Annotated in this window: 24 protein-coding genes; 11 read left to right on the forward strand and 13 right to left on the reverse strand. The window is 65.0% G+C overall.

Features of this window, described 5'->3' with window-relative positions; translation table 11 throughout:
• Positions 1–444: 444 nt before the first annotated feature.
• On the forward strand, positions 445–753 hold the full coding sequence (locus JJ918_RS10155; protein ID WP_291886633.1) for a GIY-YIG nuclease family protein: 309 nt from the start codon (positions 445–447) through the stop codon (positions 751–753).
• Between the two features lie 22 nt (positions 754–775).
• Here JJ918_RS10155 and JJ918_RS10160 read toward each other — a convergent pair whose 3' ends face one another.
• The 6 genes from JJ918_RS10160 to JJ918_RS10185 form a co-directional block, all read right to left on the reverse strand.
• Positions 776–1,693 (reverse strand): N-acetylneuraminate synthase family protein, encoded by a 918-nt coding sequence (locus tag JJ918_RS10160; protein ID WP_291886635.1) that lies wholly within the window; start codon positions 1,691–1,693, stop codon positions 776–778.
• The gene (locus JJ918_RS10165; protein ID WP_291886637.1) at positions 1,693–2,421 is read right to left on the reverse strand and encodes a hypothetical protein; all 729 of its coding nucleotides are present in this window, start codon (positions 2,419–2,421) and stop codon (positions 1,693–1,695) included. Before JJ918_RS10165 ends, JJ918_RS10160 begins: the two co-directional genes overlap by 1 nt.
• On the reverse strand, positions 2,418–3,467 hold the full coding sequence (locus JJ918_RS10170; RefSeq protein WP_291886639.1) for a hypothetical protein: 1,050 nt from the start codon (positions 3,465–3,467) through the stop codon (positions 2,418–2,420). The genes JJ918_RS10165 and JJ918_RS10170 overlap by 4 nt, the downstream gene beginning before the upstream one ends.
• Positions 3,464–4,423, reverse strand: coding sequence for a sulfotransferase (locus JJ918_RS10175; protein WP_291886641.1), 960 nt, complete (start codon positions 4,421–4,423; stop codon positions 3,464–3,466). The genes JJ918_RS10170 and JJ918_RS10175 overlap by 4 nt, the downstream gene beginning before the upstream one ends.
• 83 nt (positions 4,424–4,506) lie before the next feature.
• Positions 4,507–5,478, reverse strand: coding sequence for a glycosyltransferase (locus tag JJ918_RS10180; protein WP_291886643.1), 972 nt, complete (start codon positions 5,476–5,478; stop codon positions 4,507–4,509).
• Positions 5,478–7,271, reverse strand: a complete 1,794-nt coding sequence (locus JJ918_RS10185) for a tetratricopeptide repeat protein (RefSeq protein WP_291886645.1) — start codon at positions 7,269–7,271, stop codon at positions 5,478–5,480. The genes JJ918_RS10180 and JJ918_RS10185 overlap by 1 nt, the downstream gene beginning before the upstream one ends.
• A gap of 172 nt (positions 7,272–7,443) precedes the next feature.
• On the opposite strand from JJ918_RS10185, the gene flbT reads away from it, so the two are divergent.
• The 7 genes from flbT to pseC all read left to right on the forward strand — a co-directional run bounded on the left by flbT (position 7,444) and on the right by pseC (position 13,235).
• On the forward strand, positions 7,444–7,830 hold the full coding sequence (gene flbT, locus JJ918_RS10190; RefSeq protein WP_271185882.1) for a flagellar biosynthesis repressor FlbT: 387 nt from the start codon (positions 7,444–7,446) through the stop codon (positions 7,828–7,830).
• Positions 7,830–8,213 (forward strand): flagellar biosynthesis regulator FlaF, encoded by a 384-nt coding sequence (gene flaF, locus JJ918_RS10195; protein WP_291886649.1) that lies wholly within the window; start codon positions 7,830–7,832, stop codon positions 8,211–8,213. Before flbT ends, flaF begins: the two co-directional genes overlap by 1 nt.
• A 200-nt stretch (positions 8,214–8,413) precedes the next feature.
• A complete protein-coding gene (locus tag JJ918_RS10200) occupies positions 8,414–9,241 on the forward strand; it encodes a flagellin (RefSeq protein ID WP_291886653.1) in 828 nt (275 codons plus the stop codon).
• Between the two features lie 349 nt (positions 9,242–9,590).
• A complete protein-coding gene (locus tag JJ918_RS10205; RefSeq protein ID WP_291886654.1) occupies positions 9,591–10,415 on the forward strand; it encodes a flagellin in 825 nt (274 codons plus the stop codon).
• Between the two features lie 137 nt (positions 10,416–10,552).
• A complete protein-coding gene (locus tag JJ918_RS10210; RefSeq protein WP_291886656.1) occupies positions 10,553–10,882 on the forward strand; it encodes a flagellar protein FlaG in 330 nt (109 codons plus the stop codon).
• Between the two features lie 217 nt (positions 10,883–11,099).
• The gene (locus JJ918_RS10215; RefSeq protein ID WP_291886658.1) at positions 11,100–11,933 is read left to right on the forward strand and encodes a flagellin; all 834 of its coding nucleotides are present in this window, start codon (positions 11,100–11,102) and stop codon (positions 11,931–11,933) included.
• A gap of 108 nt (positions 11,934–12,041) precedes the next feature.
• Positions 12,042–13,235: a UDP-4-amino-4,6-dideoxy-N-acetyl-beta-L-altrosamine transaminase gene (gene pseC / locus JJ918_RS10220; protein WP_291886660.1), complete on the forward strand. Its 1,194-nt coding sequence runs from the start codon at positions 12,042–12,044 to the stop codon at positions 13,233–13,235.
• Between the two features lie 127 nt (positions 13,236–13,362).
• On the opposite strand, the gene pseB is transcribed toward pseC, so the two are convergent.
• Positions 13,363–14,436 (reverse strand): UDP-N-acetylglucosamine 4,6-dehydratase (inverting), encoded by a 1,074-nt coding sequence (gene pseB / locus JJ918_RS10225; protein WP_291886662.1) that lies wholly within the window; start codon positions 14,434–14,436, stop codon positions 13,363–13,365.
• Between the two features lie 228 nt (positions 14,437–14,664).
• Here pseB and JJ918_RS10230 point away from each other — a divergent pair, with 228 nt between their 5' ends.
• Entirely contained in the window at positions 14,665–17,421 is a 2,757-nt protein-coding gene (locus tag JJ918_RS10230; protein ID WP_291886664.1) for a hypothetical protein, read from the forward strand.
• Between the two features lie 16 nt (positions 17,422–17,437).
• Here the strand turns inward: JJ918_RS10230 and JJ918_RS10235 are convergent, their stop codons facing one another.
• The 4 genes from JJ918_RS10235 to JJ918_RS10250 all read right to left on the reverse strand — a co-directional run bounded on the left by JJ918_RS10235 (position 17,438) and on the right by JJ918_RS10250 (position 20,082).
• The gene (locus JJ918_RS10235) at positions 17,438–18,088 is read right to left on the reverse strand and encodes a class I SAM-dependent methyltransferase (protein ID WP_291886666.1); all 651 of its coding nucleotides are present in this window, start codon (positions 18,086–18,088) and stop codon (positions 17,438–17,440) included.
• An 86-nt stretch (positions 18,089–18,174) separates the two neighbouring features.
• The gene (locus JJ918_RS10240; protein ID WP_291886668.1) at positions 18,175–18,624 is read right to left on the reverse strand and encodes a flagellar basal-body protein FlbY; all 450 of its coding nucleotides are present in this window, start codon (positions 18,622–18,624) and stop codon (positions 18,175–18,177) included.
• A 1-nt stretch (position 18,625) separates the two neighbouring features.
• Complete coding sequence (locus tag JJ918_RS10245; protein WP_271185893.1) at positions 18,626–18,955, reverse strand: rod-binding protein; 330 nt, start codon at positions 18,953–18,955, stop codon at positions 18,626–18,628.
• Positions 18,956–18,960: 5 nt separating this feature from the next.
• Entirely contained in the window at positions 18,961–20,082 is a 1,122-nt protein-coding gene (locus JJ918_RS10250) for a flagellar basal body P-ring protein FlgI (RefSeq protein ID WP_291886671.1), read from the reverse strand.
• Between the two features lie 249 nt (positions 20,083–20,331).
• Here JJ918_RS10250 and JJ918_RS10255 point away from each other — a divergent pair, with 249 nt between their 5' ends.
• Positions 20,332–20,751: a flagellar assembly protein FliX gene (locus tag JJ918_RS10255; RefSeq protein WP_291886674.1), complete on the forward strand. Its 420-nt coding sequence runs from the start codon at positions 20,332–20,334 to the stop codon at positions 20,749–20,751.
• A gap of 176 nt (positions 20,752–20,927) precedes the next feature.
• Entirely contained in the window at positions 20,928–21,356 is a 429-nt protein-coding gene (dksA, locus tag JJ918_RS10260) for an RNA polymerase-binding protein DksA (protein ID WP_271185896.1), read from the forward strand.
• A 570-nt stretch (positions 21,357–21,926) separates the two neighbouring features.
• Here dksA and flgH read toward each other — a convergent pair.
• Positions 21,927–22,673, reverse strand: coding sequence for a flagellar basal body L-ring protein FlgH (gene flgH / locus JJ918_RS10265; RefSeq protein WP_291886678.1), 747 nt, complete (start codon positions 22,671–22,673; stop codon positions 21,927–21,929).
• Positions 22,674–22,691: 18 nt separating this feature from the next.
• Complete coding sequence (gene flgA / locus JJ918_RS10270) at positions 22,692–23,636, reverse strand: flagellar basal body P-ring formation chaperone FlgA (RefSeq protein WP_291886681.1); 945 nt, start codon at positions 23,634–23,636, stop codon at positions 22,692–22,694.
• Between the last annotated feature and the right edge of the window lie 6 nt (positions 23,637–23,642).

Here is a 23,642-nt window from a genome sequence, read left to right on the forward strand (position 1 = left end):
TGCCGCAACCGTGTTGGATCCCGCCCTCAAAGAGCGTCACCCTGACGAAGGTCAGGGCCCAGGTCGGAAGGCTGGGTAGCGCCAGACTGGCTCCAGCTCGCTTTGTGAACTGGGTCCCGATCTTCATCGGGATGACGGTGTTTTGGGTGGCGGTGGCGCTGATGTTGAAGCCGCACCGCCTGCCGCAATCGTGCTGGCCGTTGCCCTCAAAGAGCGTCACCCTGACGAAGGTCAGGGCCCAGATCGGAAGGCGGGATCGTGCCAGACCTGGCTCCAGCTCGCTTTATGAACTGGGTCCCGACCTTCGTCGGGATGACGGTTGAGCGGAAAGCCCGGACCAATTGGCCGATGTCGAGCTCCATGACGGTCGTCACAGCGTGTCGCGTCGACACCAGCTATCGTTTTGCTGACAAGGACGGGATGACAGTTTGAAGGCAAGCGGGCATGGCCAGACATCCGTGTGTCTACATGATGGCCAGCCAGCGCAACGGGACGCTCTATATCGGCGTGACGGGCGATATCGCGATGCGGGTCATGCTGCACAAGCAGGGCAAGGGCTCGGCCTTCGTTCGCAAGTACAAGGTCCATCGCCTCGTCTGGTGCGAGTTCCACCAGGACTTCGGATACGCCATCGAGCGCGAGAAACGCCTGAAGAACTGGCATAGGGCCTGGAAGATCAATCTTATCGAAGCGACCAACCCCGACTGGGTGGATCTCTACGAGAGCATCCAGATGTGGGCGCCGATCGACTGAGGGGAATTGGCGATGTCTGCGCCTACTTCCCCGCCCGTTCGTCCGGTTCCCATTGGGGGCGCAGCCAGACATCACCCTGGGCGTCTGGCTTGCCGTCGGAACCGTAGCGGCCGCGGCGGAGATTGCGGCGGCGGTTGATTTCGCTGGGGGCGGGCTTTTTCTCGCCATCGCCGAGGGCGGCTTCCAGGATGCGCAGATCGGCGATCATGGCGGCGAGTTCGTCGAATTCCATCGCAAAGGGATGATCCGGCCCGTCGAGCGAACGGTCGAAGGTGACATGTTTCTCGATCACCGTGGCGCCCAGCGCGGCGGCGGCGATGGGGGCGGTGTGGCCGGGCGAGTGATCGGACAGGCCGACCGGACGGCCCAGCGCGGTTTTCAGCGTGGTGATGGCAGACAGGTTCATGTCGTCCCAGCCGGGCGGATAGCTGGCGGCGCAATGCAGCACGGTAATGTCGTGACAGCCGGCATGCTTGAGCGTGGTGACGGCGTCCTCGACCTCGTCGAGATAGGCGGCGCCGGTCGACAGGATGACCGGCTTGCCGGTGCGGCCGAGCTTTTCCAGCAGCGGGACAAAGGTGAGATCGCCCGAGGCGACCTTGTAGCGCTTGACCCCGATCCCCTCCATCAGATCGACGGCGGCCAGCGAGAAGGGCGTCGACATGAATTCGATACCATTATCCTCGCAGCACGCCTTCAGCGGGGCATGCCAGTCGTCCGGCAGGCCGGCATTTGAAAAGGCGGCATGTTTGGGATTGGCGACGATCCCGCCGCTTTGCGGATCGCGCACGAAACGGGCGATCAGCCCGTCGCGGGTGAGGGTCTGGAATTTGGCGACATCGGCACCGGCGCGGGCCGCGGCCTCGATATAGCGTTTCGCCGTGTCCAGATCGCCGCCGTGATTGGAGCCGATTTCCGCGATGATATCGATATGGGGCATTACGAGGCGAGGCTTTCCAGGCTGGCGTTCGGACCGCGCTTCTCGTCCATCAGGCGGCAGATATGCACCGTGTCGACGGGCCAGTTGCGGGCATTGAGTTCGGCCAGGACCGCGCGGGCACTGGCCAGATCGGCGGGCGTGTCGACCGACAGGTCGATCTCCGGGTGATGAAGCGCGTCAGGGAAGGTGACGGTGTGGATGCGGTAGGCCTCGCGGTTTTCCCGGATGCGCAGGGTGACGTGCTCACGGTCGCGGTCGGTCGTCGCCGGGTCGGCTGCGATCTGGCGCAGCACGGCGGTCTCGACCACTTCGGCGCGCAGCCCTTTGGGCAGATGCCCGTCGGCCGGACGGGTGTACTCGGCACCATGGGCGCGATGCCCGGCGACACAGGCCTCGATCACCGCCGGATCGCGGAACGGGCTGTCCGAGGTGATGCGCACCAGCGTGGTGGCCAGCGTGGCGTCGGCGACGGTGAGGAAACGGCTCAGCACATCATGCTCGGAACCGCGGAAGACGCGCAGGCCTTCGGCTTCGCCCAGCGCGACCAGGGCGTCGTCATCCGGGTTTTCCGTGGTGGCGATCACCAGCTCGTCAATGCCGGGAATTTGGCGCAGGCGGCGGCATTGATAGGCGAGCAGCGAGGTGGCGTCCTCGATCGGTTCGAGGACCTTGCCCGGCAGCCGGTTGGAGCCGGTGCGGGCCTGAATGACGGCGACGGTACGGGTCACGTATCACCCTCCTGGAGCGGCGGGAGCGCAATGTCCTGCCAAGTACGAACCATACGCGCGGGAGCGTAGGGCGGAAAGGTTGACGGGATATGGCCTGTCAGGTGTTCCCGGCCGGCCAGCATGCGCACGAGCAGGGCCGGCACGTTCAGCCCGGCCAGGGTCATCAGATAGCCGAACCCCCACATGCGCGGATTGATCTCCAGCAGGAAGGCCGGCTCGCCCGGCGCCGGGCGTTTTACCTCGACGGCGGCGAGCCCGTGCCAGGGACCACTGGCGCGCAGCACGGCGAGGCCGGCATCGCGCAGGCCTTCGTCGGCCACGGTCTCGCCCGCGACAGCCACGCCGCCCGTGGGCGGGTTGGTCTGAAGCTTTCGGTGCAGGGTGGACACGATCAGTTCGCCGCGATCCCACAGCGAGCCGATCGTGTAGACCGTGTCGGCGCCGCCGGGGATATATGTCTGGACCACGCAGGGCCCGTGTTCCTCAGCCGTGTCGGCCCAGATGCGGCGCAGCTCGTCCATGCCCTGCGGATAGGAGACGCCGCGGGCGCCGCGCGAGCAACGCGGCTTCACCACACAGGGAAAACCGCCGGTCCAGGCGTCCAGATCGGCCAGGCTTTCCGGCTGCAGGGTGACAGGGCAGGGCAGGCCGGCCTCGGCAGCGCGCGCCAGCAGCTTGCCCTTGTCGATGCCGAATTCGAGCACGTCCGGATCCGGCACGGGCACGCGCAGGCCTTCGGCTTCCCATTGACGGGCGACGGGGGCCAGGGCGGCGGCTTCGGCCTCGGAGCCGGGAATGATCGTGTCCAGGCTCTGCAGGGCGCACAATTCGCGAACGGCATGAAGATAGGCTTCGCGATTGCCGGCCGACGGCAGCACACAGCGCCCGGCGCCGGGCTCGTAGAGCCCGCCGGCGAGCGGATTGATGTCGGCAGCGACGAGTTTGAGATCCGCATCGGCCTGGCGCAGCGAGCGCAGCGTGCCCAGGCCCGGCGGTGCGCCGACCCCGGTGACCAGCACGCCGGTGGAGAGTTCGGAGAGCCTCATGAGGCCCGCCAGTCCGGGATATCCCGGCCGATCAGGTCTTCCAGGGCGGCGATCTCCGGCGCGAAACGGTCTTCCAGCATTGCGCGGATGGCCGGATCCATGGGCGGTACGGTGACCTTGTCCTGCTGGATGGGCGGGTAGACGCCATCGGCCGAGGTCGCGCCCGAAATGCCGCTGACCGGCGCGACGAGTTCGGCGTGCAGGGTTTCGAAGGGCGTGTCCGCGCGGCCGTCACAGAGGCCGTCGAGGATCGGGATTTTCGAGGCGGGGATGCCGCCGGTATTATAGCGCTTCTCCATCGCAACCGGCACGGGATCGAGTTCGAGGAAGCGGAAGATGCGTTTCATGACGGCCTCGCCATCGCGGTCGAGTTCGTCCTGCAGCAGGATCAGCGTATCGAACCGGTCGGCATAGTGGCGCAGGCGGCCGGCATAGCGGCCGGTGTCGGTATAGAGCCACTGGAAGCCCCAGTTTTGCGCCACGCGCTGCGGCTCCACCTCGAGCGTCTTCGCGAAGGAGAGAAATTCCGCATCGCGGCGGACATTCTGGAGATAGTGGGAATACGCCCGGTCGACCGGGTTGCGCAGGATGGCGATGATCTTGGTGGCGGGGCCGCAATAGCTCATCACCCGCGGTGCCGCGATGGGCGCGTAGGCGTAGTAGTCCGGCGAGACGTCGCCGATGCGCGCCGCGCCGTCATAGTCCGCGAACAGGGCCTGGTAGGCCTCGACGGTCGGCGCGGTGTCGAAATGATAGAAGCCGGGCCAGTAGACCGAACCGTCGCCGACGCCGGAGAAGAAACGCCCTTCCTTGCGGACTTTGGACAGGAAGATCTCCGGATGCTGGCTGAGATAATGGTAGAGCGAGGTCGTGCCGGATTTCGGCGCGCCGATCACCAGGAAGTTCGGCCACACCTCGCGGGGCTTGTCGGTCTGATTATCGCTCGGATCGGTCACGCGGGGCTCTTTGATGGACTGGGTCAGGACGGTCGAATCAGGGGTGGAACCGGGCACAGGAGCGCCCGGCCGGTCTTAAGAAATTACTGCATCGCCGCGCCGGCCGGCAGGACGCGTTCGATCAGCCGGCGCGCCACGCGTTCGGCACCCCGTCCGTCGACGAGCGTCTGGCCGGCGCGGGCCATGGTGCTGCGGCGCTCCGCATCGGGGATCAGGGCCTCCAGCGCGGCCGACAGACGTTCGTCGAAAGCCTCGCCCGGCGCGATGGTGAGGCCCAGGCCCAGCGGTTCGATCTGGGCGGCCCGGTCTGCCTGATTGCTGGCGATGGGTACGCAGATCACCGGCAGGCCGGTGGCGGCCGCCTCGTGCAGCGTGGTGCCGCCGGCGAGAATGCCGATATCGGCTTTCTCCAGCGCAGGCCGCAGGCGCGGCGGCATGCCGGGCCGGGCGCCGGGACGGCGGATTTCCACCTGCAGGCCGTGCGCGATCGACAGGCGGTCGAGCACATGTTCGATCATGCCGAGAAGCGGTGTGTCGGTACCGCCCAGGCTGACCAGGACGCGCTGCGCCTTCGGCGCAATCCCGCGCGGCGGCAGGCCGGCATAATCGGGATGCAGCAGCAGGACTTCGGGGCCGTCGAGCACGGGGATGGCCGGCTCCGACGGGCTTTCGACCAGGGTCTGGCGGATCAGGAGATCGGGTGTGGCGCCGTCGGTGCGGCCGCCGACCAGAACGGTGAGGATGCCGGAGGCCCGCACGGCAGCGACAAGGGCGGCATCGACCTGCTGCCAGTCACCGACCAGCAGCGCGGTGCCGGCACTGGCGAGATAGCCGGTCAGGCTGGCCCCGGTCTCATCGCCGTCCAGGCAGCGGATATCGGCGACGGCGTCGAGGCCTGCGGGCAGGTATTCCGGTGTGGCGGTGATGAAAAGCGGGCGCTGGCCCTGGCTGTTGAAGGCGCCGGCCAGCGCGCTGCAGCGCATGACATGACCCAGGCCGATCTCCCCGCCGCCATCGGCGCGAATTGCGATGCGGCCGGGGAGGGGCGGGGTCATCAGCGGGCTCCTGCCTCTTGCGCAAGAGCTTGTTCGACCTTGCGCATCGTGTTCTCCCAGTCCTGGAAGCCGGTGCCGAAGAAGGAGCGGCTCTGGGGATACCAGTGCTGCTGGCCGGTGCCGAGCAGGGTCCAGGCGCTGGAGCGGGCATGGACGAACCACACCTTGCCGCCGCAGGCCGCGGCGAGGTTCGAGGTGGCGTTCATCGGTGCGATCACCAGATCACAGACGCTGGACAGGGCGGCCACCTTGTCGAGATCCATCTTCAGATCGATATCGCGCGGCTGGTGGATGGTGATGCCGAAGCGCTTGCCGGCCAGTTCGAGTTCTTCCTCGACGTCGCCGTATTGCAGGTTCACGAACTGCACGCCCGGCACGCGCAGCACGCCTTCCCAGGCATCGAAGGCCGAGAAGAAGCGCGAGCGGCGCGGATCCATTTTCAGCGACTTCCAGAGAATGCCGACCTTGAGGCCCTCGCCGAAACTGTCGAGCTGTTTGCGGAAGGCGGCCTGGTCGGCCGGATCGGCCTTGAGGAAGCCGGGTTCGGACGGGAAGTCCTCGATCTTGTTGCGGAAGGCGCGCAGCGGCGTCGCCATCGGCGTCCAGAAATCGGCGCCATCGCCGATCTTCGGCACGGCCCGTACTTCGCGACCCTCGACGGTGGCCGACATGTGGTGGCCGACAACGGCCTGCGGGAAGGAGCGTTTGACGATCGGCATCAGGCGGTATTCGCAGGCAATGCGCAGCTCGCCGTCCGGGCCGATGGCCTCGATCAGGTCCTTCACCGTGTTCATGAACAGGACTTCGTCGCCCAGACCCTGCTCGCCGACCAGGACGAGGGTCTTGCCGCGGATCTGTGCCGGGTCGACGCCGTCCCACATGGGCGCGTCGATGGTGAAGAGTGTCGCCTGGGCGCGGTTCGGGTCGAGGCGGGCGGCATTGGCGGCCCAGCCTTCCTCCAGCTTGCCGCAGGCCAGGAGCACCATGGAGCGGGAGTGGCGCATCGAGGCCTCTTCCATCTCGTCGGCCGGATCCTTTAGCGCCATTTCATAGTGCGGCAGGGATTTTTCCGGCTCGCCCAGCAGCTCATAGACATTGGCCATATTGTTGTGGGAGCGGCCATAGCCCGGATTCAGGCGCAGCGCTTCTTCATAGAAGGTGATGGACTCGAGCGGCCGTCCGGCATCGTTGAGCACCGTGCCCATCGAGTTCCACAGCTCGTAATTCTCCTGGTGCGCATAGATCGCGGTGCGCAGGAGTTCGATGGCTTCCTCGAACTTGCCCTGGTCGCGCAGCACGCCGGCCAGGTTGATGATGGCGTTGGGATTGCCCGGCGCGAGCTGGCATTCCAAGCGGTAGAACTTCTCCGCCGCCGGCAGCATGTCGAGCTTCCAGGCGACGAGGCCGAGCTTCTGGTAGATTTCCGCATCCTGGGGGTCGATCTTCCAGGCGGCCTCGAAGAAGTCGAGCGAGCGCGACAGGCGGCCCAGCCGGTAGAGCATCAGCCCCATGACGTGATTGGTCAGGGCAAGGTCGGGCGCGATCGTGACGGCCTTGTAGGCAATGCGCGCGGCTTCGGAATGCTGGTTTTCGGCAGAGAGCTTCAGGGCCCGCTTGGCCTGGGCGACGACTTTCTGATAGTCGCGCCGGCGGTTCTCCGGAATGCGCAGGGCCGTCTTGTCGAGCTGCAGGGACGTGGCGTCCAGCGGGACGGCATCACGGGCCTCGTTCTTCTCGACTTCGGCGTCTGCGGCGAGTTCCGCATCCAGATCCAGCGCGGGTGCGTGGGCCATGATCAACAAACCTGTCCTTATTTTCCTCGCATGAGGGCCGGGATTCGCTTTAAGAAGTTGCTAACGATACAGGCGCGGCAGGCTTTCAAGGCGGAAACGATTTCTTCACCCCGACTTGCCAACCTGCCGCCAGTCCGGCTGTGACCGCCGTCCTGCGCAACGGAGTTTGCTCATGCCCCTGAAGATCTCGCTCAAACCCGGCGAGAAGTTTGTCCTCAACGGGGCCGTCATCGAAAACGGTGACCGGCGCGCCAATCTTGTGCTCAAGAACAAGGCCGCCGTCCTGCGCGAAAAGGACATCCTCCAGGAAGGCGATGTCACCACGCCGGTCCGCCGCATCTATTTCCCCATCATGATGATGTACCTGTCCGACAGGAAGGATGACTCCCTTTACGACGAGTTCGTGCTGCGCATGAACGAGTTCATGGGCGTCGTGTCGGATCCGGGCGTGCTGTCGATCTGTGTATCGGTCAGCCGCGATGTCATGGCGGGCGAGCATTACAAGGCCCTGATGGGCTGCCGCAAACTGATGACCTACGAAGCCGAGAGACTGGCCTGATGTCACTTCAAGCTTACCAGCAGGCAAGCCAGCGCAGCGAGGACCCGCGGGCAACCGAATACCGGTTGTTCGCCCAGGTCACGCGGGCACTGATGGCGTCCAAGACACTTCCCAAGGAAGACGTGAAGGGCCGGGCCGAGGCGCTCGACTGGAACCGCCGCGTCTGGAGCAATCTGGCGATCGACTGCGCCAGCCAGGACAACAAGCTGCCGGAGAGCCTGCGCGCCGCGATCATCTCGCTCTCCATCTTCGTGTCCAAGCATGCCAGCGTGGCGCTGCGCAATCCCGATGCGGTCGACGACCTGGTCGATATCAATCGCACCGTGATGCAGGGGCTGATGCCCCAGGCCAATGCCGGCGCCGAGGGCCAGGCCGTCGGGTAGGAATTGCCGCCCCGGCAAAAAACGACAGGCAGGAAAGGGCGTCTCCGGTGAGGAGGCGCCCTTTCCTTTTCCAACCCACTGAAATTTCGAGGTGATTTGTCAGGCCTGCGCGGCACGCTGCTTGCGAAGTCGTGCGCAGGACAAAACGTCCACGGCCGAAAAATTCGGTTTGGATACTTCCAGAATGGAGGACTGACAAAATGGCACTTTCTGTCAACACCAACGCTGGGGCGATGATCGCCCTGCAGAACCTGAACAAGACGAACTCGGAATTGGGAATGGTCCAGAACCGTATCAATACCGGCCTCGAGGTCTCGAGCGCGAAGGACAATGGCGGCATCTACGCCATCGCCCAACGCATGCGCTCGCAGGTCGCAGGCTATGGTGCGGTGAGCAACTCGCTCGACCTGGCGATTTCCGTGACCGATGTGGGCCTGGCTGCCGGTGAGGCGATTTCGGACCTGCTCGTCGAAATGAAGGAAAAGGCTCTTGCTGCAGCCGATGCGTCGCTCGACTCGGCCTCGCGCACAGCCCTGAATGAAGATTTCAAGGCGTTGCGGGACCAGATCACGACCATCACCAGCAATGCCGAGTTCAACGGTACGAACCTGATCAACGGGTCCGTCACCTCGATCTCGGCTCTGGCCAATGCCGATGGCTCCAACACCATCACGGTCTCCGATGCGAACCTTACGCTCGGCGGCGGTATCGTGACGGTGGCGGCCACGGCCTCCTTCGCTTCGGCTGGCGACGCGTCCACGATGGTGACCACCATCGAGACCTCGCTCGACAACCTGAATGCCTCGCTGGCGAAACTCGGTACGGCGTCGAAGTCGCTGGAGGTCCACAAGACCTTCACGTCCAAGCTGTCCGACTCGCTGGAAAAGGGCATTGGCAATCTGGTCGATGCGGACCTGGCGAAGGAAAGCGCCCGGCTCCAGTCGCTGCAGGTCAAGCAGCAGCTGGGTGTCCAGGCGCTCTCGATCGCCAATCAGGCCCCGCAGACCATTCTGTCGTTCTTCGGCTAAGTTCGCCCGTCGGGACCGCCTTCTGGCGGTCCCGACTTTTTTTCTGCATCGCCGGCGCTGGCGCATTCGCGTGCCCGAAATCCGGAATTAACTCATTTTTAAGCATAAATTCTTGCCGATCGGCAAAAATTGCCGGCCATTTTTGCCGGTTTGCCCGGCAGATTTTTCCCAGTGAATGGTTACCGCGGCAGGCCTTGCCGGGTGAAAAGGTCCAGCCGAATCAGGGGCGGCCGCATTAACCAGATATAGCAAGGGAAAACTGGCCCCGGCTTTGCTCTCTTCGTTGATGGGTCAGAAGACCTGGCGAGCAAAACGCTCGTTACATCACTAGAATGGAGAGGGCCAAGAAATGGCTACCATCAACACCAATGCCGGCGCCATGGTTGCGCTGCAGAACCTGAACCAGACCAACCGTGACCTGGAGCAAGTCCAGAGCCGCATCAACACCGGTCTGGCGATTTCCTCCGCCAAGGACAATGGCGGTATCTACGCGATCGCCCAGAAAATGCGTTCGGACGTTGCCGGCTACGGCGCTGTCCGCAACTCGCTGGACCTCGCGCAGTCGACGACCGACGTGGCCCTCGCCGCCGGTGAAGCCATCTCCGACCTGCTGGTCGAGATGAAGGAAAAGGCCCTGGCCGCTTCCGACACCTCGCTCGACACGGCCTCGCGTACCGCTCTGAACGAAGACTTCAAGGCGCTCCGCGACCAGATCTCCACGATCACGTCGAACGCCGAATTCAACGGCACGAACCTGATCAACGGTACCGTGACCTCGATCTCGGCCCTGGCCAATGCTGACGGCTCCAACACGATCACCATCTCCGACGCGAACCTGACGCTCGGCGGCGGTACCGTGACGGTTGCTGCCACGGCGTCCTTCTCGTCCGCTGGCGATGCGGCGACGATGGTCACCACCATCGAAACCTCGCTGGACAACCTGAACGCTTCGCTGGCCAAGCTCGGCACGGCGTCGAAGTCTCTGGAAGTTCACAAGGGTTTCGTCGGCAAGCTGTCTGACGCCCTGGAAAAGGGTATCGGCAACCTGGTCGACGCGGACCTGGCAAAAGAAAGTGCCCGCCTTCAGTCTCTGCAGGTCAAGCAGCAGCTGGGTGTGCAGGCGCTCTCGATCGCCAACTCGGCGCCCAGCACGATCCTGGGCTACTTCCGTTAATCGCGGGATTTGGGATGGCGGAGCCTCGCTCCGCCATCCACGTCCGCGGTTGACGTGAGGGATTAGGAGGCGTCGGCGCCTCCGCGTCGACGATTAGGACAATGGCAGAAACGGGGTTCAATCCAAGAACTGTTCCGGTGTCCGGCTACACCGAAAACAGGGATCTCAGCGTCGACCGTCCACGCGAAGGCGTGCGGCGGGTCGAACCGCTTGAGCAAGCCGACAAGCCGGCCGAGGCTGGTATCGGCCAGGAACAACGCGCTGAAGAGATCGCGCGCATGGTGGAATCGGCGCTGAGCAATTCGCGCCTGAAAATCCTCCAGGACGAAGCCGATGGCGACTATATCTATCTGATGGTCGACCAGGACACCGGTGAGACTGTCCGCCGCTGGCCGCCGGAAAAGCATGGCGACCTTCTCGAATATCTCCGCACCCGCCAGGCCGGTCTGATCGACCGTCTCGCCTGAGCCTGACCGGCAGGTCGGCGACCCGGCAAAAACTGACCGGTCCGGCCGACCTTGCTGGGCAAATTCCGCAAACCAAAAAGACGCGCTCCGGCAGGCCTTTCCGTAACCTGCTGATTTTTATCGCTTTGCCGGTTTAACCATAACCGGCACGGCATTTGCGCTTGTGTGTTCGAACCGCCGCTGAAGGTGGCGAATTGGATACGCGGGAGAATGTCGCATGACGATGAGCGTCCACACCAACACCGGGGCCATGATCGCCCTGCAGAACCTGAACAAGACCTCCTACGAGATGCAGGACGTCCAGAACCGCATCAATACGGGTCTGAAGATTTCGGGTGCCAAGGACAATTCGGCGATCTACGCCGTGGCCCAGGGCATGCGTTCGGATATCGGCGCGCTGGATGCAGTCAAGAACGGTCTCGACCGGGCCTCCACCATCGGCGATGTCGCCCTGGCGGCCGGCGAGTCGATCTCGGACCTGCTGGTCGAGATGCGCGAAAAGGCGACGGCGGCGATGGACCCCTCGCTCGACGCCTTCTCCCGTCAGGCCTATGACGCCGACTTCAAGGCCCTGCTCGACCAGGTCCAGGTGATCATCCAGAACGCCGAGTTCGACGGTGCCAACATCCTCAACGGCTCGATCACCGGCGGTATCGAATTCCTCGCCGACGCCGATGCAGCCCGCACGGTCACGCTGAAGTCGCAGGATCTGAGCGTCGGCGGCACGGTCATCACGCTTGCCGCGACGGCCAGCCTGACCTCGGTGACCCTGGCCACGGCCGCGGTGACCGCGATCAAGACCAGCCTGGAAAACGTCAACCAGGCGCTCGCCAATCTCGGCTCGGATGTGAAGAAGCTGGAAGCCCACTCCGGCTTCGTCGACAAGCTGCGCGACAGCCTGACCGAGGGCGTCGGCAATCTGGTCGATGCGGATCTCGCCCGGGAAAGTGCACGCTTGCAGGCCCTGCAGGTGAAACAGCAACTGGGTGTGCAGGCGCTGTCGATCGCCAACTCCCAGCCGCAGACCATTCTCAGCCTCTTCCAGGGCTGATCCGGTCTGGCAACACTCTCCACCACCACGGCGCGGCCTCCGGATTTCCGGAGGCCGTTTCCGTTTGGGCGACTCATTTCATGATCGCTGTCTCAAGGAGGCCCGCCGATGTCCGCATCCTTCCTGCCCTATGGCCGCCAGGCCATCGACGAAAGCGATATCGAGGCCGTTGCCGAGGTCCTGCGCGGTGACTGGCTGACGACGGGACCCGCGGTCGATGCCTTCGACGCAGCCTTTGCCGAAGCCGTCGGCGCGCGGCATTCGGTGTCCTGCTCGAACGGCACGGCCGCGCTGCATCTGGCGCTGGCCGCGCTGGGTGTGAAAGAGGGCGATACCTGTGTTGTGCCGGCCATCACCTTCATGGCGACGGCCAATGCCGCGCGCTATTGCGGTGCGGAAGTGGCCTTCGCCGATGTCGATCCGGATACCGGGCTGATGACGCCGGAAACGCTCGACGCGGCCCTGGGGCGGGCCGAGGGCACGGCCCGGGCGGTGCTGCCGGTGCATCTGGCCGGCCAGTGCGGCGCGCTGGACGAGCTGGCTCATGCGGCGACGCTGGCCGGTGCGGTTCTGGTCGAGGATGCCAGCCATGCGGCGGGTTCCTTCTATCAGGGCGAACCGGTGGGCAATGGCCGCTATTCGGCGGCGACCACCTTCTCCTTCCACCCGGTCAAGACGATCGCGGCCGGCGAGGGCGGGGCGGTGACGACAAATGACGATGCGGTCGCCGCACGGCTTCGTCTTCTGCGCAGCCATGGCATTGAGCGCGATCCGGCGCGGCACCGCCGGCAGGAAGGCGAGCCCTGGTGGCACGAAATGCACGCGCTGGGCTGGAATTACCGGCTGAGCGACATCCATGCGGCGCTGGCGCATTCCCAGCTGAAACGCCTGCCGGCCTTCATCGAACGGCGCCAGGCGCTGGCGCGGGCCTATGACATGGCGCTGCAGGACCTGCCGGATACGGTGCGGCCGCTGGCGCGCACGCGCGACTGCAATCCGTGTCTGCATCTCTATCCGGTGCGGATCGATTTCGAGGCGGCCGGACGCTCGCGCAGCGCCGTGATGGAGGCGCTGCGGGCGCACGGTATCGGCACCCAGGTCCACTACATCCCGGTCAATGAGCAGCCCTATTACCAGGACCGCTATGGCCGGCAGGACCTGCCCGGCGCGCGCCGCTACTACGAGCGCACGCTGTCGCTGCCGCTGTTTGTCGGCATGGCGGATGACGATCCGAAACGGGTCGTTGACCGGCTGGCGCAGGTGCTGGGATTCTATAACCGGACCGGTTCCGACTTCACCTGATCACGCTTCACTTGAGCGGTCGCGTGATCGAACCGGTGAACCGGTACCCACTTCACCTGATCACGCTCGACTTGAGCGGTCGCGTGATCGAACCGGTGAACCGGTTTCCACTTCACCTGATCACGCTTTATGCGGCTTCGGCCTGTCCGATCAGGCGGCGCAGGGCCTTGCCGTCCAGCTGTTCCGGATTGGTGTTCGAGGCATAGCTGAACCCGTCCGGCACGAGGTGCGCGCCGGTGGCCAGATAGCGGGCCATCAGCTTGGCGCTGTGTGCGGGCAGGATGGCGTAGCGGTCCTCGAGCTCTACCGTGGTGCGCGAGTCGTCCTCGGGGATCATGATCTCGTGCAGCTTCTCGCCCGGCCGGATGCCGATGATGCGGTGGGGCACGTCCGGCGCCATGGCGCGGGCCAGGTCGGCCGTACTCATCGAGGGGATTTTCGGCACGAAGACTTCACCGCCGCGCGCCATCGCCAGGCTGGACATGACGAAGTTCACGCCCTGCTCCAGCGTGATCCAGAAACGCGTCATGCGCGGATCCGTGATCGGCAGTTCGCGGGCGCCGTCTTTCACGAGCTTGCGGAAATAGGGAATGACCGAGCCGCGCGAGCCGACGACATTGCCGTAGCGCACGACCGAGAAGACCGGTCCGCCATCGCCGCCCATGTGCTGGGCTGCCGTGAATATTTTATCCGCGGCCAGTTTCGAGGCGCCATAGAGATTGATCGGGTTCGCCGCCTTGTCCGTCGACAGGGCGCAGACATTCGAGACGCCGCGCTTGATCGCGGCGCGGACCACGTTTTCCGCGCCCATGACATTCGTCTTGATGCATTCGAACGGGTTGTATTCGGCGATCGGGACGTGCTTCAGCGCCGCTGCGTGGATGACGATGTCGACATCGCGCATCGCCTGGTCCAGCCGCGACTCGTCGCGCACATCGCCGATGAAATAGCGCAGGAAGGGATAATCGCTGGGCGAAAAATCCTGAGCCATTTCATACTGTTTCAGTTCGTCGCGTGAGAAGATGATCAGCTTCTTCGGCTTGAACTCGGCACAGATCGCCGCGGTGATCTGGCGCCCGAAGGAGCCGGTCCCGCCGGTGATCAGAATGGTCTTGCCGTCCAGCGGCATGCGCGGTTCGAGAAAGCTGCGCTGCGGCAGCAGTTTCTCGAGGGGCGTCTCGGGCGCAGTCCTGTCAGACATGCATGGCCTCGCGATTCGATTTCGATGACCGACGCTGCGCCGACAGGGTTAACGGCGCGTTAGGCCCCGCCGGAGCCGCGATCCTAGCAGGTTTTCGCCCTGCGGGCCGCAGCTGCGGTATCCGGCGTCAAAAAAAGTGTTTCGGAGCAAGTTATTTACGCTGTCTGGCAACACTTTGTTTGCGTTCTCCGCCGACACTCTGCAACCAGGATAAAAGGGTATCGGATCGTGGCAATCGTCGGGATCAACCAGTCACTGCTGACCAGCTGGTATTCAGCGCGGGTCACCACCGCAACGGTGGGCTCGTCGCCGCTTGCCCAGTCGGCTGCCGGCCGCAACCAGGCGGGCGAGGATGTGGCTGCACCCTGGGAACTCGAATCCGAAAACCTGCAGACCCTCGAGGAGATGCGCCGCCGCGTGATGGCGACGCAGGATTTCTTCCTCGATCCGGGCCGTGAATTCTCCGATGTCGATGCACCGGACGATCACAAGGCCCTGTTCTCCCTGCACCAGGGCCTCAAACGCCTGGTCTCGCTGGCCGAAGAAGCTCGCGACAAGACCACCAATGACGCGCGCCGGATGATACTGGAGAAGGCTTTCCAGAACGGTCTCGGCCAGCTCGACGAATACTTCCAGGGCATGCGTCTGGAAGAGCTGACCCTGCTGAAGGGCGAGGAGCTGCGCAAGATCGAGAGCGATGTCGCCGTGTCGCGCGGCCTGTCGCAGTTCAAGTCCGGCATCATTCATACCGGCGAGTACGACGCCGAAGTGCCCAGCCTGACCGGCGATGTGCAGTTCAATATCTCGGTGAAGAAGAATGGCGTCACCACGGATGTCGCCATCAATCTTGCCGATATGGGCGGCCAGACGCGCAATCTCGACAACATCGTCGCCCACATCAATACCGAGCTGGAAGCGGCCGGCATGGTGACGCGTTTCGAGCGCACCAAGATCGGCGAGAAGAACGATATCGGCGTCATCCCCGGAAACGATCACGGCTTCCTGGTGCGCGGTGTGTCGACGGAACAGATTTCCTTCTCCGCGCCTGCTGCCCAGCCTGCGCTCTACTTTGCCGGCGTGTCCGGCATCAACGAGACGGCCGGCGGCCAGATCGTCAAGCTGACGGACCTGGCCAGCGGCGACCCGTCGATCGGCTATTCCACCCGCTTCTCGGCCGACCCGACCAAGAGCGAGGTCGATGTTGTCGGCGGCGAGGACGGCGAGACCCGCACCAAGCTGGTCGACAATCCGCTCGAGATCCAGGCGACCGCGGCCGCTGCCGATGGCGGCATTTTCGTGGTCGGCAAGACAACGGCCTCGACCGACGGCCAGACGCTGAAGGGCGAGCAGGACCTGGTCCTGGCCAAGTATGATTCCGCCGGCAATCGCGTCTGGAGCCGGGTGCTCGGTGCGGCCGACGATGCCGAGGGCGCCAGCGTCGCTGTCGATGCGGACGGCAATGTCGTCGTGACCGGCCAGGTGACCGGCGGTCTGGGCGACACCACCGATATCGGCGGCTCCGACAGTTTTGTGGCCAAGTATAATGCGGCCGGTGTCGAGCAATGGGTGCAGCGCTTCGGCGGCACCGGCGACGACAAGGGCACGGCCGTTGCGGTCGGCGATGACGGCACGATCTATGTTGCCGGCAAGGCGGCCTCGGCCTTCGGCAACCAGCCGCACCAGGGCGGGGTCAGCGACGGTTATCTGCGCGCCATCGGCACCGACGGACAGACATTGTGGACCCGCCGCATCGGCGATACCGGCGACGAGACGGTGTCCGCGATCGCGGTCGCCGATGACGGCAATATCCTGGTTGCCAGCAATGAAGGCGGCACGGCCGTCTTGCGCAAGTTCGATGCGTCCGACAATACGGCGCCGGCCCTGTGGGAACAGTCGTTGGGCGATCTGGACGACGGCTCGATCGGCGGCATCGCGGTCGACGGCACCGATGTCTACATCACCGGCGCGGCCGGCAGCGCTTTCGCGCCAAGCGCCCCGGTGGGCGCCCACAATGGCGGCGTGCGCGATGCCTTCGTGGTCAAGCTGACCGACGGCGCCAGCGCCAGTGTCGATTACACGACCTTTGTCGGCTCCGACTCCGATGACGGCGCGGCCGGCATCCAGGTCTTCAACGGCAAGGTCTATATCGCCGGCAAGACGCTGGGCGGGATCAATGGCGATACGCTGAACGGCGAGCGCGATGCCTTTGCGGCGCAGCTCGATGCGGCGACCGGCGCGCTCGACTGGTCGCACCAGATGTCCGGCCGCAACGGCCTGTCCCAGGCTACGGGCCTGGCGATCGGTGCGGGCGACGACTCGGTGCTGGACGCGCTGGGACTGCCGTCCGGCACGCTGACCTATTCCGACACCCGCGTGGTGACCGACCGCAGCTCGGCGCGCGAGGGCGATCATTTCTACGTGTCCGTGGATGGCGGTCGCCGCAAGAAGATCACCATCGACGGCGACGATACGATGCGGTCGCTGACCTTCAAGATCAACGCGGCCCTCGTGCTCAACGGCACGGCCGACGTGCGCCGCTCCTCCGATGGCGACCAGCTGCGGATCAAGGCGGCCGAAGGCAAGACGATCGAGCTGTTTGCCGGCGCCGATGGCCGCGATCTGCTTGAGTCGCTGGGCATCCAGCCGGGCGCCATCGTCAATACCGGCTCCCTGCTGGACGATGACGAGAAGACCTCCGACAGTCCGCCGCTCTTCGCGCTGGAATTGCCGGTGTCGATGTCGCTGGCTGACGAGAAGTCCGCGGAATCCGCCTTCGAGGCGATCCAGGATGCCATGTCCAAGGTGCAGCGCGCCTATCGCGAGATCACCATGGATCCGGCGCTGAAGGCGCTGCTGGAAGGTCCGCAGGCGGGCAAGAAGGGCGGCACGGTTCCGGCCTATTACAGCGCCCAGCTGGCCAATTACCAGGCCGGCCTGTCGCGCCTGAGCGCCGGCCCGCCGGCCGGTGCCGGCCTCTTCCTCTAGTTCTGACCCGTCGCGGTCAAAGCGGTTTCGAGAAGGTGAGGGCGAGCAGGCGCGGCGGGGTGTCCTCGTCGACCTCGGCACCGGCCTCGATGGCCTCGTTGAGACCCGTCAGCACAAGACCCGCAGCCTCGGCGCCCGCCACATAATCCGACACGGAATGGACATAGGCCTCGACGAGCGCGGCTTCGCCATTGCGCTCGAACTGTGCCCGGCTGCCGCGCATCTGGCGGTCCGGATGAAGTTCGCAAATGAAGAGCAGGCCGCCGGGCTTCAGGGCGCGGCCGATCTCGGCATAGACCGGCGCCAGATCGTCGACATGCTCCAGCACGAGATTGCCGATGACCAGGTCGGCGACCGCATCGGCGCAGGGCCAGGGACGGGTGATGTCGTGTTCGGCAAAGCGCACATGATCGCCCAGCCCGCGGGCCCGGGCACGTTCCAGCATGGCGGGTGACAGATCGAGGGCCAGCACGGAGGCGGCGCGCGAGGCGAGATATTCGGTATTCTTGCCGGTGCCGGCACTGATCTCGATCACATCGGCGCCGTCGAGCGGCAGTTCAGTGGTGCGCAGGACCAGGGCATCGAGATCGCGGGTGCGGTTCTCGTTGCTGTCATAGATCTTCGCCCATTCGGTATAGGCGTCGCGGGTCGGAATCGGCTCGGTCATGATCGGCTCCTTCACCGTATGACCGCTTGCCGCGATTGGCCCGGCAAGTAAAGGCCGGGCCGGCTTGCGGCGGATGTTCCGGGCAATCAGGCGGTATGATTGACCGCCATCGCGAAACCGCTGGTGGGGGCGGACGGACGGTTGCCATTGGCGCCATAGCCCGAGCCGGCATGACGCTGGCGGGCGGCCTCGTCGGCGATGGCTTTCACCACGCCTTCGGTCAGTACTTTCATGGCGTTGACCACGCGTCCGTTTTCGTCGAGCGCCGTGTGGAAGGCCTTCGTTGCTTCGCGCAGCAGGGCCTTGGCCTGTTCCGGAGCACCGGAAAAGCGGCCCGGTTCCTGGCGGGCGCGAGCGACTTCGGCGCGGTAGATATTGGCGAGCTCGGTCTTTTCGGTCTGCAGCTCGATCGCCTCATGGGGACGGCGGGCCTTGAACAGGCGCGTCTCCTCCTGGATCAGCGCGGTCAGGCGCTGGGTCAGCTTGAGCAGGGCCTGGGTGCGTTCCGACCCGTTTGCGGCTGCCAGTTCCGTCATGTCAATTCCCTCCTCCGGCTTCCTGATAGCGCAGGATCTCGGCCGTCAGCCGGTCGGCCAGGCCCAGCCCGCCCGATTGCGCCATCACTTTTGCGTATTCCTCGTGCAGCAGTCCCTTGAAGGCCTTTTCGCCCGGACCGCCGCCAAACGGATTGTCCTCGCCCACGCCCGAGAACATCTGTTCGAGCATCTGGGAGAGGAAGAAGGCTTCGAACTCCTCGGCGGCCGCGCGGGCCTCGGTCTCGGTGCGCGCAGCGGCGGTGTTCGGGGCGCCCTGGGAGCGTCCCGCCGCGGCGGCATTGGCCATCTGGAGTTCGAACAGATTGTCCATGGTGCCTACAGGACCTCGATATCGGCCTGCAGGGCACCGGCCGCCTTGATCGCCTGGAGAATGGTGATCATGTCGCGCGGGCTGACACCCATCGCGTTGAGGCCGTCGACCAGCTCGCTCAGCGAAACGCTGCCGCGGTCCAGCACGCCCAGCTGCATCGTGTCTTCCTCGGCGGTGACATTGGTGCGCGGCAGCACCACCGTCTCGCCGGCGTCGGCGAAGGGCGAGGGCTGGCTGGCGACCGGGGTCTCCGAGACGGTGATGGTCAGATTGCCCTGGGCGATGGCGACGGTGGAGACGCGCACATTCTCGCCCATGACGATGGTGCCGGTATTCTCGTCGATCACGATACGGGCCGGCAGGTCGGGCTGCACACGCAGCTGCTCGACTTCGGCCAGCAGGTCGATCATGTCGCCGTCATAGCTGGCCATGCGGTTCAGGCGGACCGTGGACGGGTTTTCCGCCCGCGCGGCGCCGCGGCCGATATAGGCATTGATGGCGTCGGCCATGCGGCGCGCCGTGGTGAAGTCGGGATTGCGCAGGGACAGGCGCAGGCTGTCGCGGTTGGCAATCTCGGCCCACGGGTCGATACCGGTGCCGTCGAACGGGTTTTCCACGATACCGCCATTGGCGATCCGGCCGGAGGTCGGCACGCCGCGGGTGATCGTCGCCGCATCGCCGCCGGCTTCGAAACCGCCGACGGTCAGCGAGCCCTGGGCGACGGCCCAGGCGCGGCCATGGCTGTCGAACAGCGGCGTGGCGATCAGCGTGCCGCCCTGCAGGCTGTCGGCATCGCCGATGGCCGAGACCGTCACGTCGATGCGCGAGCCCTGGCCGGAGAAGGCCGGCAGGCTGGCAGTCACCATCACGGCGGCAACATTATTGGTGTTCAGGTTGGCGTCGCGGGTATTGACGTTGAAGTGTTCCAGCATCGCGTTCAGCGACTGGTTGGTGAAGGCCGAGTTGCGCAGGCTGTCGCCCGAGCCGTCGAGGCCGACGACCAGGCCGTAGCCGACCAGCGGGTTTTCGCGAACGTCTTCGACGTCCACCATGTCCTTGATGCGCGAATTGGCCAGGGCCGGGGTGGCCAGGGCGAGGGCGGCGATCAGGGCGGTCAAGATGCGCATTTTGCGGTCTCCGGAACGGGTTCGCCCACGTCCTTGCGAAGACCGTGCCAGTCTGGCAAACTTGGTTAATATAATAAAACACTGAAAAATATAGGGTTTGGCGCCAGGTTGGCTGCGGATGGGGCGGAAAACCTGACCTGTGCGGCCGATTGCCGGGCATAAATTGCCGGGCAAATCGCGTCGGTTAAGCCTCTATTAAGTGGCCCGGTTCATCCATTAACGCATTGCAGAGAGGCATCGATTCTCGCCATGAAGATCCAGGGACCCAGCTCGAACTCCGCCGTTTCGGCCGGCAAGCGCAAGACCACGTCCGGCGCGTCCTCCCAGGGATTCTCGGTCGATACGGGCAGCCCGGCGGGCCGCACGGCCTCGACCGGTGCCGCGGGTGCGACCTCGGCGGTCCAGTCTGTCGATGCGATCCTCGCCCTGCAGGGTGTGGAAGATGCGACCCAGGCCAAGAAAAAGGCGACCGAGCGGGCGATGGATCTGCTCGATGTGCTCGACGAGCTGAAGCTCGCCCTGCTTGAAGGCGGCTTGCCGCGTGCCAAGCTGGTGGCTTTGATGAACCTGCTTCAGACCCGCCGCGACCAGACTCACGATGCCCGGCTGGAAGCCGCGCTGGACGAGGTGGAGACGCGTGCCGCGGTGGAACTGGCCAAGTTCTCCTGATCGTGACTGCCTCGCGCAGGTCTGAAAACTCACACTATTTCTGATGCTTTCCGCTGCGGCCGCTGAATTGCAGTGCCGCCAACAGCGCCTGCGCGTTGACTTGCGGGGATCGGCGCATATTCTCCGGCCCGCTTTCAGGGGAGCGTGGGAAACCGTATTGTGGTGAGTGGAAAGCGATGAGTGAATCAGAACGCATCGAACTGCCCAAGAACTATTTCCCGTCGGACGACGAGCCGTTCATGAATGACCGGCAGAAAGAGTATTTCCGGCGCAAGCTTATGGCCTGGAAGGAGGAGATCCTTCGCGAGAGCCGTTCGACCATCTCCAACCTCCAGGAAGACATGGGCTCGCTGCCCGATCTGGCCGACCGCGCCTCGACCGAGACCGACCGGTCCCTGGAGCTGCGGGCCCGCGATCGCCAGCGCAAGCTGATCTCCAAGATCGACAGTGCCCTGCGCCGCATCGAGGAAGACAATTACGGCTATTGCGAAGAGACCGGCGAGCCGATCTCCCTGGCCCGCCTCGACGCCCGCCCCGTGGCGACCCTGAGCCTGGAAGCCCAGGAACGCCACGAACGCAAGGAACGCGTCCACCGCGACGAATAGGATTTCGCGCGGACGAGAGCCTGCGGGCTCTGCTTTCCTTTTTGCATCGCTTTCCCCGGCCTTGTTGTTCAGCCCGGGGAAAGCGGAAGTGTTCATTTCAACCTCTCCATTTTTCCCGGATGCAAGCCTGCGCAGGCAGGCTGCAGATCCGGGATCGACCGAAGATCACTTCAGGCGATGAGCTTCCTGTAGATCCCGGCACGCCGCCCGGCCTGCGCCGGGCGTCCGGCCGGGAAAAATGCGGGTGGTGTTTTGGGGGCTGTCATGGCTCCAGCCCCGCGCTGACCGACCGTCACCCTGACGAAAGTCAGGGCCCAGTTCACAGAGCGAAGTCGTCACGATCTCGCGCCTGGCCTGCTTTCTGGCCTCGCTCCGATAGAGCCTGCCCTGCCTGAATCTGGCTTTACGATCTGGGTCCTGACTTTCGTCAGGATGACGGTGGCTGTAGCGGTTTCCGCGGGCGCCATCTCCCCGGGAGGAGAGAAGGGCGTATCGTCTCGCAAAAAAATAGGCCGCCGCGAGTGAACGCGACGGCCTCAGTGGAACCCGATGGTGGCGGGGTCTTTGGTCCTAGAACGGCATCAGGAGGTCGTAGATCTCCTGGCCGTAGCGGGGGCGCTGGACGTCGGTGAGATGTCCGCGGCCGCCATAGGAAATACGGGCTTCGGCGATCTGGGTGTGGGCGATCGTATTGTCCGAAGCGATGTCCTGCGGGCGCGCGATGCCGGTGATCAGCAATTCGCGCACTTCATTGTTCACACGCACTTCCTGACGGCCGGCGATCACCAGATTGCCATTGGGCAGGACCGAGGTGACCAGGGCGGCCACGGTCAGGGAGATGCTTTCCGTCCGGTTGACCGAGCCGGCGCCCTGCGAGGAGGAGGACGAACCCAGGCTGGCGAGCGAGGACGGGTCGATATTGTCGTTGAAGAAGCCGGTCAGGTCGGCGCCGAAGAATTGCGTCAGGTCGGCATCTTCCGCCGAGGAGCGCGTCCGGTTGGTCGAGTTCTGCAGCTGGGCGCGGTCGGAAATGTCGATATTGACCGTGACGATGTCGCCGACGCGGGCGGCGCGCGGGTCGCCGAAGAAGGTCGGCGAGTTGGCGTTCCACAGCGAGTTGGTCTGCGAGGTGTGCTGACGCGGCGTCGCATAGACCGGCGGCATCGGGATCTGCTGCGGACCGGCACCGGCGAGGACGGCGGGGTTCTCGATCGGCGTCATGGGCGGCGTCTGGCCGACATAGGACAGGCGGTCGGTGGCTGCGCAGGCCTGCAGGGTCGCCGCGCCGATGATGAGGATTGCGATTTTGCGGATCATGGGGGTTCTCCCTGGATATCAGAAGCTGGCAGCCGGCGAGGCGCCGACGCGGGCACGGCCCGGCCCGTCGACGAGGGCCTCCACCGTGCGGCTGGATTGCAGATTGACGAAGCGGGCCACCTCGCCGTCGGCGGCGTTTTCCATGGCGCGGGCGCGCACGGAGAGCTGGATGCCCGGAGCTTCGAAGACGAGGGTGACGAGTTCGCCGCGTTCGATCATCAGCGGGCGCTGCAGGTCATAGCCGCGCAGCGGCTCGCCCGGGCGCAGGGCGCGGCGGGTTTCCAGGCCGATGATGGCATCCGGATCCAGCAGCGAGTCCGGACGCAGGCGGTCCGAGCGCAGCGAGACCCATTCGATGTCGGCGTCGGAGATCTCGGCGCCGGCCGGAATGGCGCGGGCCAGGACCGGCACGTCGACCGTGACATAGGCGCGGCCGGTGATGCGCACCGTCTGGGCGCCGTCATAAGGCGTGATGTCGGCGACGAGCATGCCCGAGCGCGGGTCGAAATTCATCGATGCGACCTGCAGCCCTCCGGTCGCATCGACCGGAGCATGCAGGGCCAGCGCGGTGTTCGACAGACGCACTTCGTGGACGCGGCCCTCTTCGGCGAACAATTCGCCTTCCAGAAGGTCGGTCAGCGTGGCGGCGTCGATCACCTGGCTGTCGCGGGCCACCGTGATGCGGCGGACGCTGGCGGCATTCGCCCAGTCCAGACCATTCTCGGCGGCGATGCGGCGGACATATTCCACCGTCAGCGAGGTGCGCCCGCCCGGTTCCGGGGCGCGGGCGACCACGATGTCGGCGGCTTCGCCGTCGACCGTGAAGAGATCGCCGAGCGTGATGTGTGCACCATCGACGAGGAGTGTTTCGCGCAGCACCACCGCGTCGCTGGCCAGGGCCTGCGGCGCAATCAGCGCCGAGGCGGCCAGGCAGGTGAGGGCGAGGAGAGACTTGCGGGTCATCTATTC

Source organism: Maricaulis sp. (assembly GCF_017642925.1).
In the GTDB taxonomy this organism is placed as follows: domain Bacteria; phylum Pseudomonadota; class Alphaproteobacteria; order Caulobacterales; family Maricaulaceae; genus Maricaulis.

Excerpts from the sequence above, each read along its gene's own strand:
- JJ918_RS10155 (WP_291886633.1), top strand. The coding sequence starts at position 445 with ATGGCCAGACATCCGTGTGTCTACATGATGGCCAGCCAGCGCAACGGG.
- JJ918_RS10160 (WP_291886635.1), bottom strand. The coding sequence starts at position 1,693 with ATGCCCCATATCGATATCATCGCGGAAATCGGCTCCAATCACGGCGGC.
- JJ918_RS10170 (WP_291886639.1), bottom strand. The coding sequence starts at position 3,467 with ATGAGGCTCTCCGAACTCTCCACCGGCGTGCTGGTCACCGGGGTCGGC.
- JJ918_RS10180 (WP_291886643.1), bottom strand. The coding sequence starts at position 5,478 with ATGACCCCGCCCCTCCCCGGCCGCATCGCAATTCGCGCCGATGGCGGC.
- JJ918_RS10185 (WP_291886645.1), bottom strand. The coding sequence starts at position 7,271 with ATGGCCCACGCACCCGCGCTGGATCTGGATGCGGAACTCGCCGCAGAC.
- flbT (WP_271185882.1), top strand. The coding sequence starts at position 7,444 with ATGCCCCTGAAGATCTCGCTCAAACCCGGCGAGAAGTTTGTCCTCAAC.
- flaF (WP_291886649.1), top strand. The coding sequence starts at position 7,830 with ATGTCACTTCAAGCTTACCAGCAGGCAAGCCAGCGCAGCGAGGACCCG.
- JJ918_RS10200 (WP_291886653.1), top strand. The coding sequence starts at position 8,414 with ATGGCACTTTCTGTCAACACCAACGCTGGGGCGATGATCGCCCTGCAG.
- JJ918_RS10205 (WP_291886654.1), top strand. The coding sequence starts at position 9,591 with ATGGCTACCATCAACACCAATGCCGGCGCCATGGTTGCGCTGCAGAAC.
- JJ918_RS10215 (WP_291886658.1), top strand. The coding sequence starts at position 11,100 with ATGACGATGAGCGTCCACACCAACACCGGGGCCATGATCGCCCTGCAG.
- pseC (WP_291886660.1), top strand. The coding sequence starts at position 12,042 with ATGTCCGCATCCTTCCTGCCCTATGGCCGCCAGGCCATCGACGAAAGC.
- pseB (WP_291886662.1), bottom strand. The coding sequence starts at position 14,436 with ATGTCTGACAGGACTGCGCCCGAGACGCCCCTCGAGAAACTGCTGCCG.
- JJ918_RS10235 (WP_291886666.1), bottom strand. The coding sequence starts at position 18,088 with ATGACCGAGCCGATTCCGACCCGCGACGCCTATACCGAATGGGCGAAG.
- JJ918_RS10240 (WP_291886668.1), bottom strand. The coding sequence starts at position 18,624 with ATGACGGAACTGGCAGCCGCAAACGGGTCGGAACGCACCCAGGCCCTG.
- JJ918_RS10245 (WP_271185893.1), bottom strand. The coding sequence starts at position 18,955 with ATGGACAATCTGTTCGAACTCCAGATGGCCAATGCCGCCGCGGCGGGA.
- JJ918_RS10250 (WP_291886671.1), bottom strand. The coding sequence starts at position 20,082 with ATGCGCATCTTGACCGCCCTGATCGCCGCCCTCGCCCTGGCCACCCCG.
- JJ918_RS10255 (WP_291886674.1), top strand. The coding sequence starts at position 20,332 with ATGAAGATCCAGGGACCCAGCTCGAACTCCGCCGTTTCGGCCGGCAAG.
- dksA (WP_271185896.1), top strand. The coding sequence starts at position 20,928 with ATGAGTGAATCAGAACGCATCGAACTGCCCAAGAACTATTTCCCGTCG.
- flgH (WP_291886678.1), bottom strand. The coding sequence starts at position 22,673 with ATGATCCGCAAAATCGCAATCCTCATCATCGGCGCGGCGACCCTGCAG.
- flgA (WP_291886681.1), bottom strand. The coding sequence starts at position 23,636 with ATGACCCGCAAGTCTCTCCTCGCCCTCACCTGCCTGGCCGCCTCGGCG.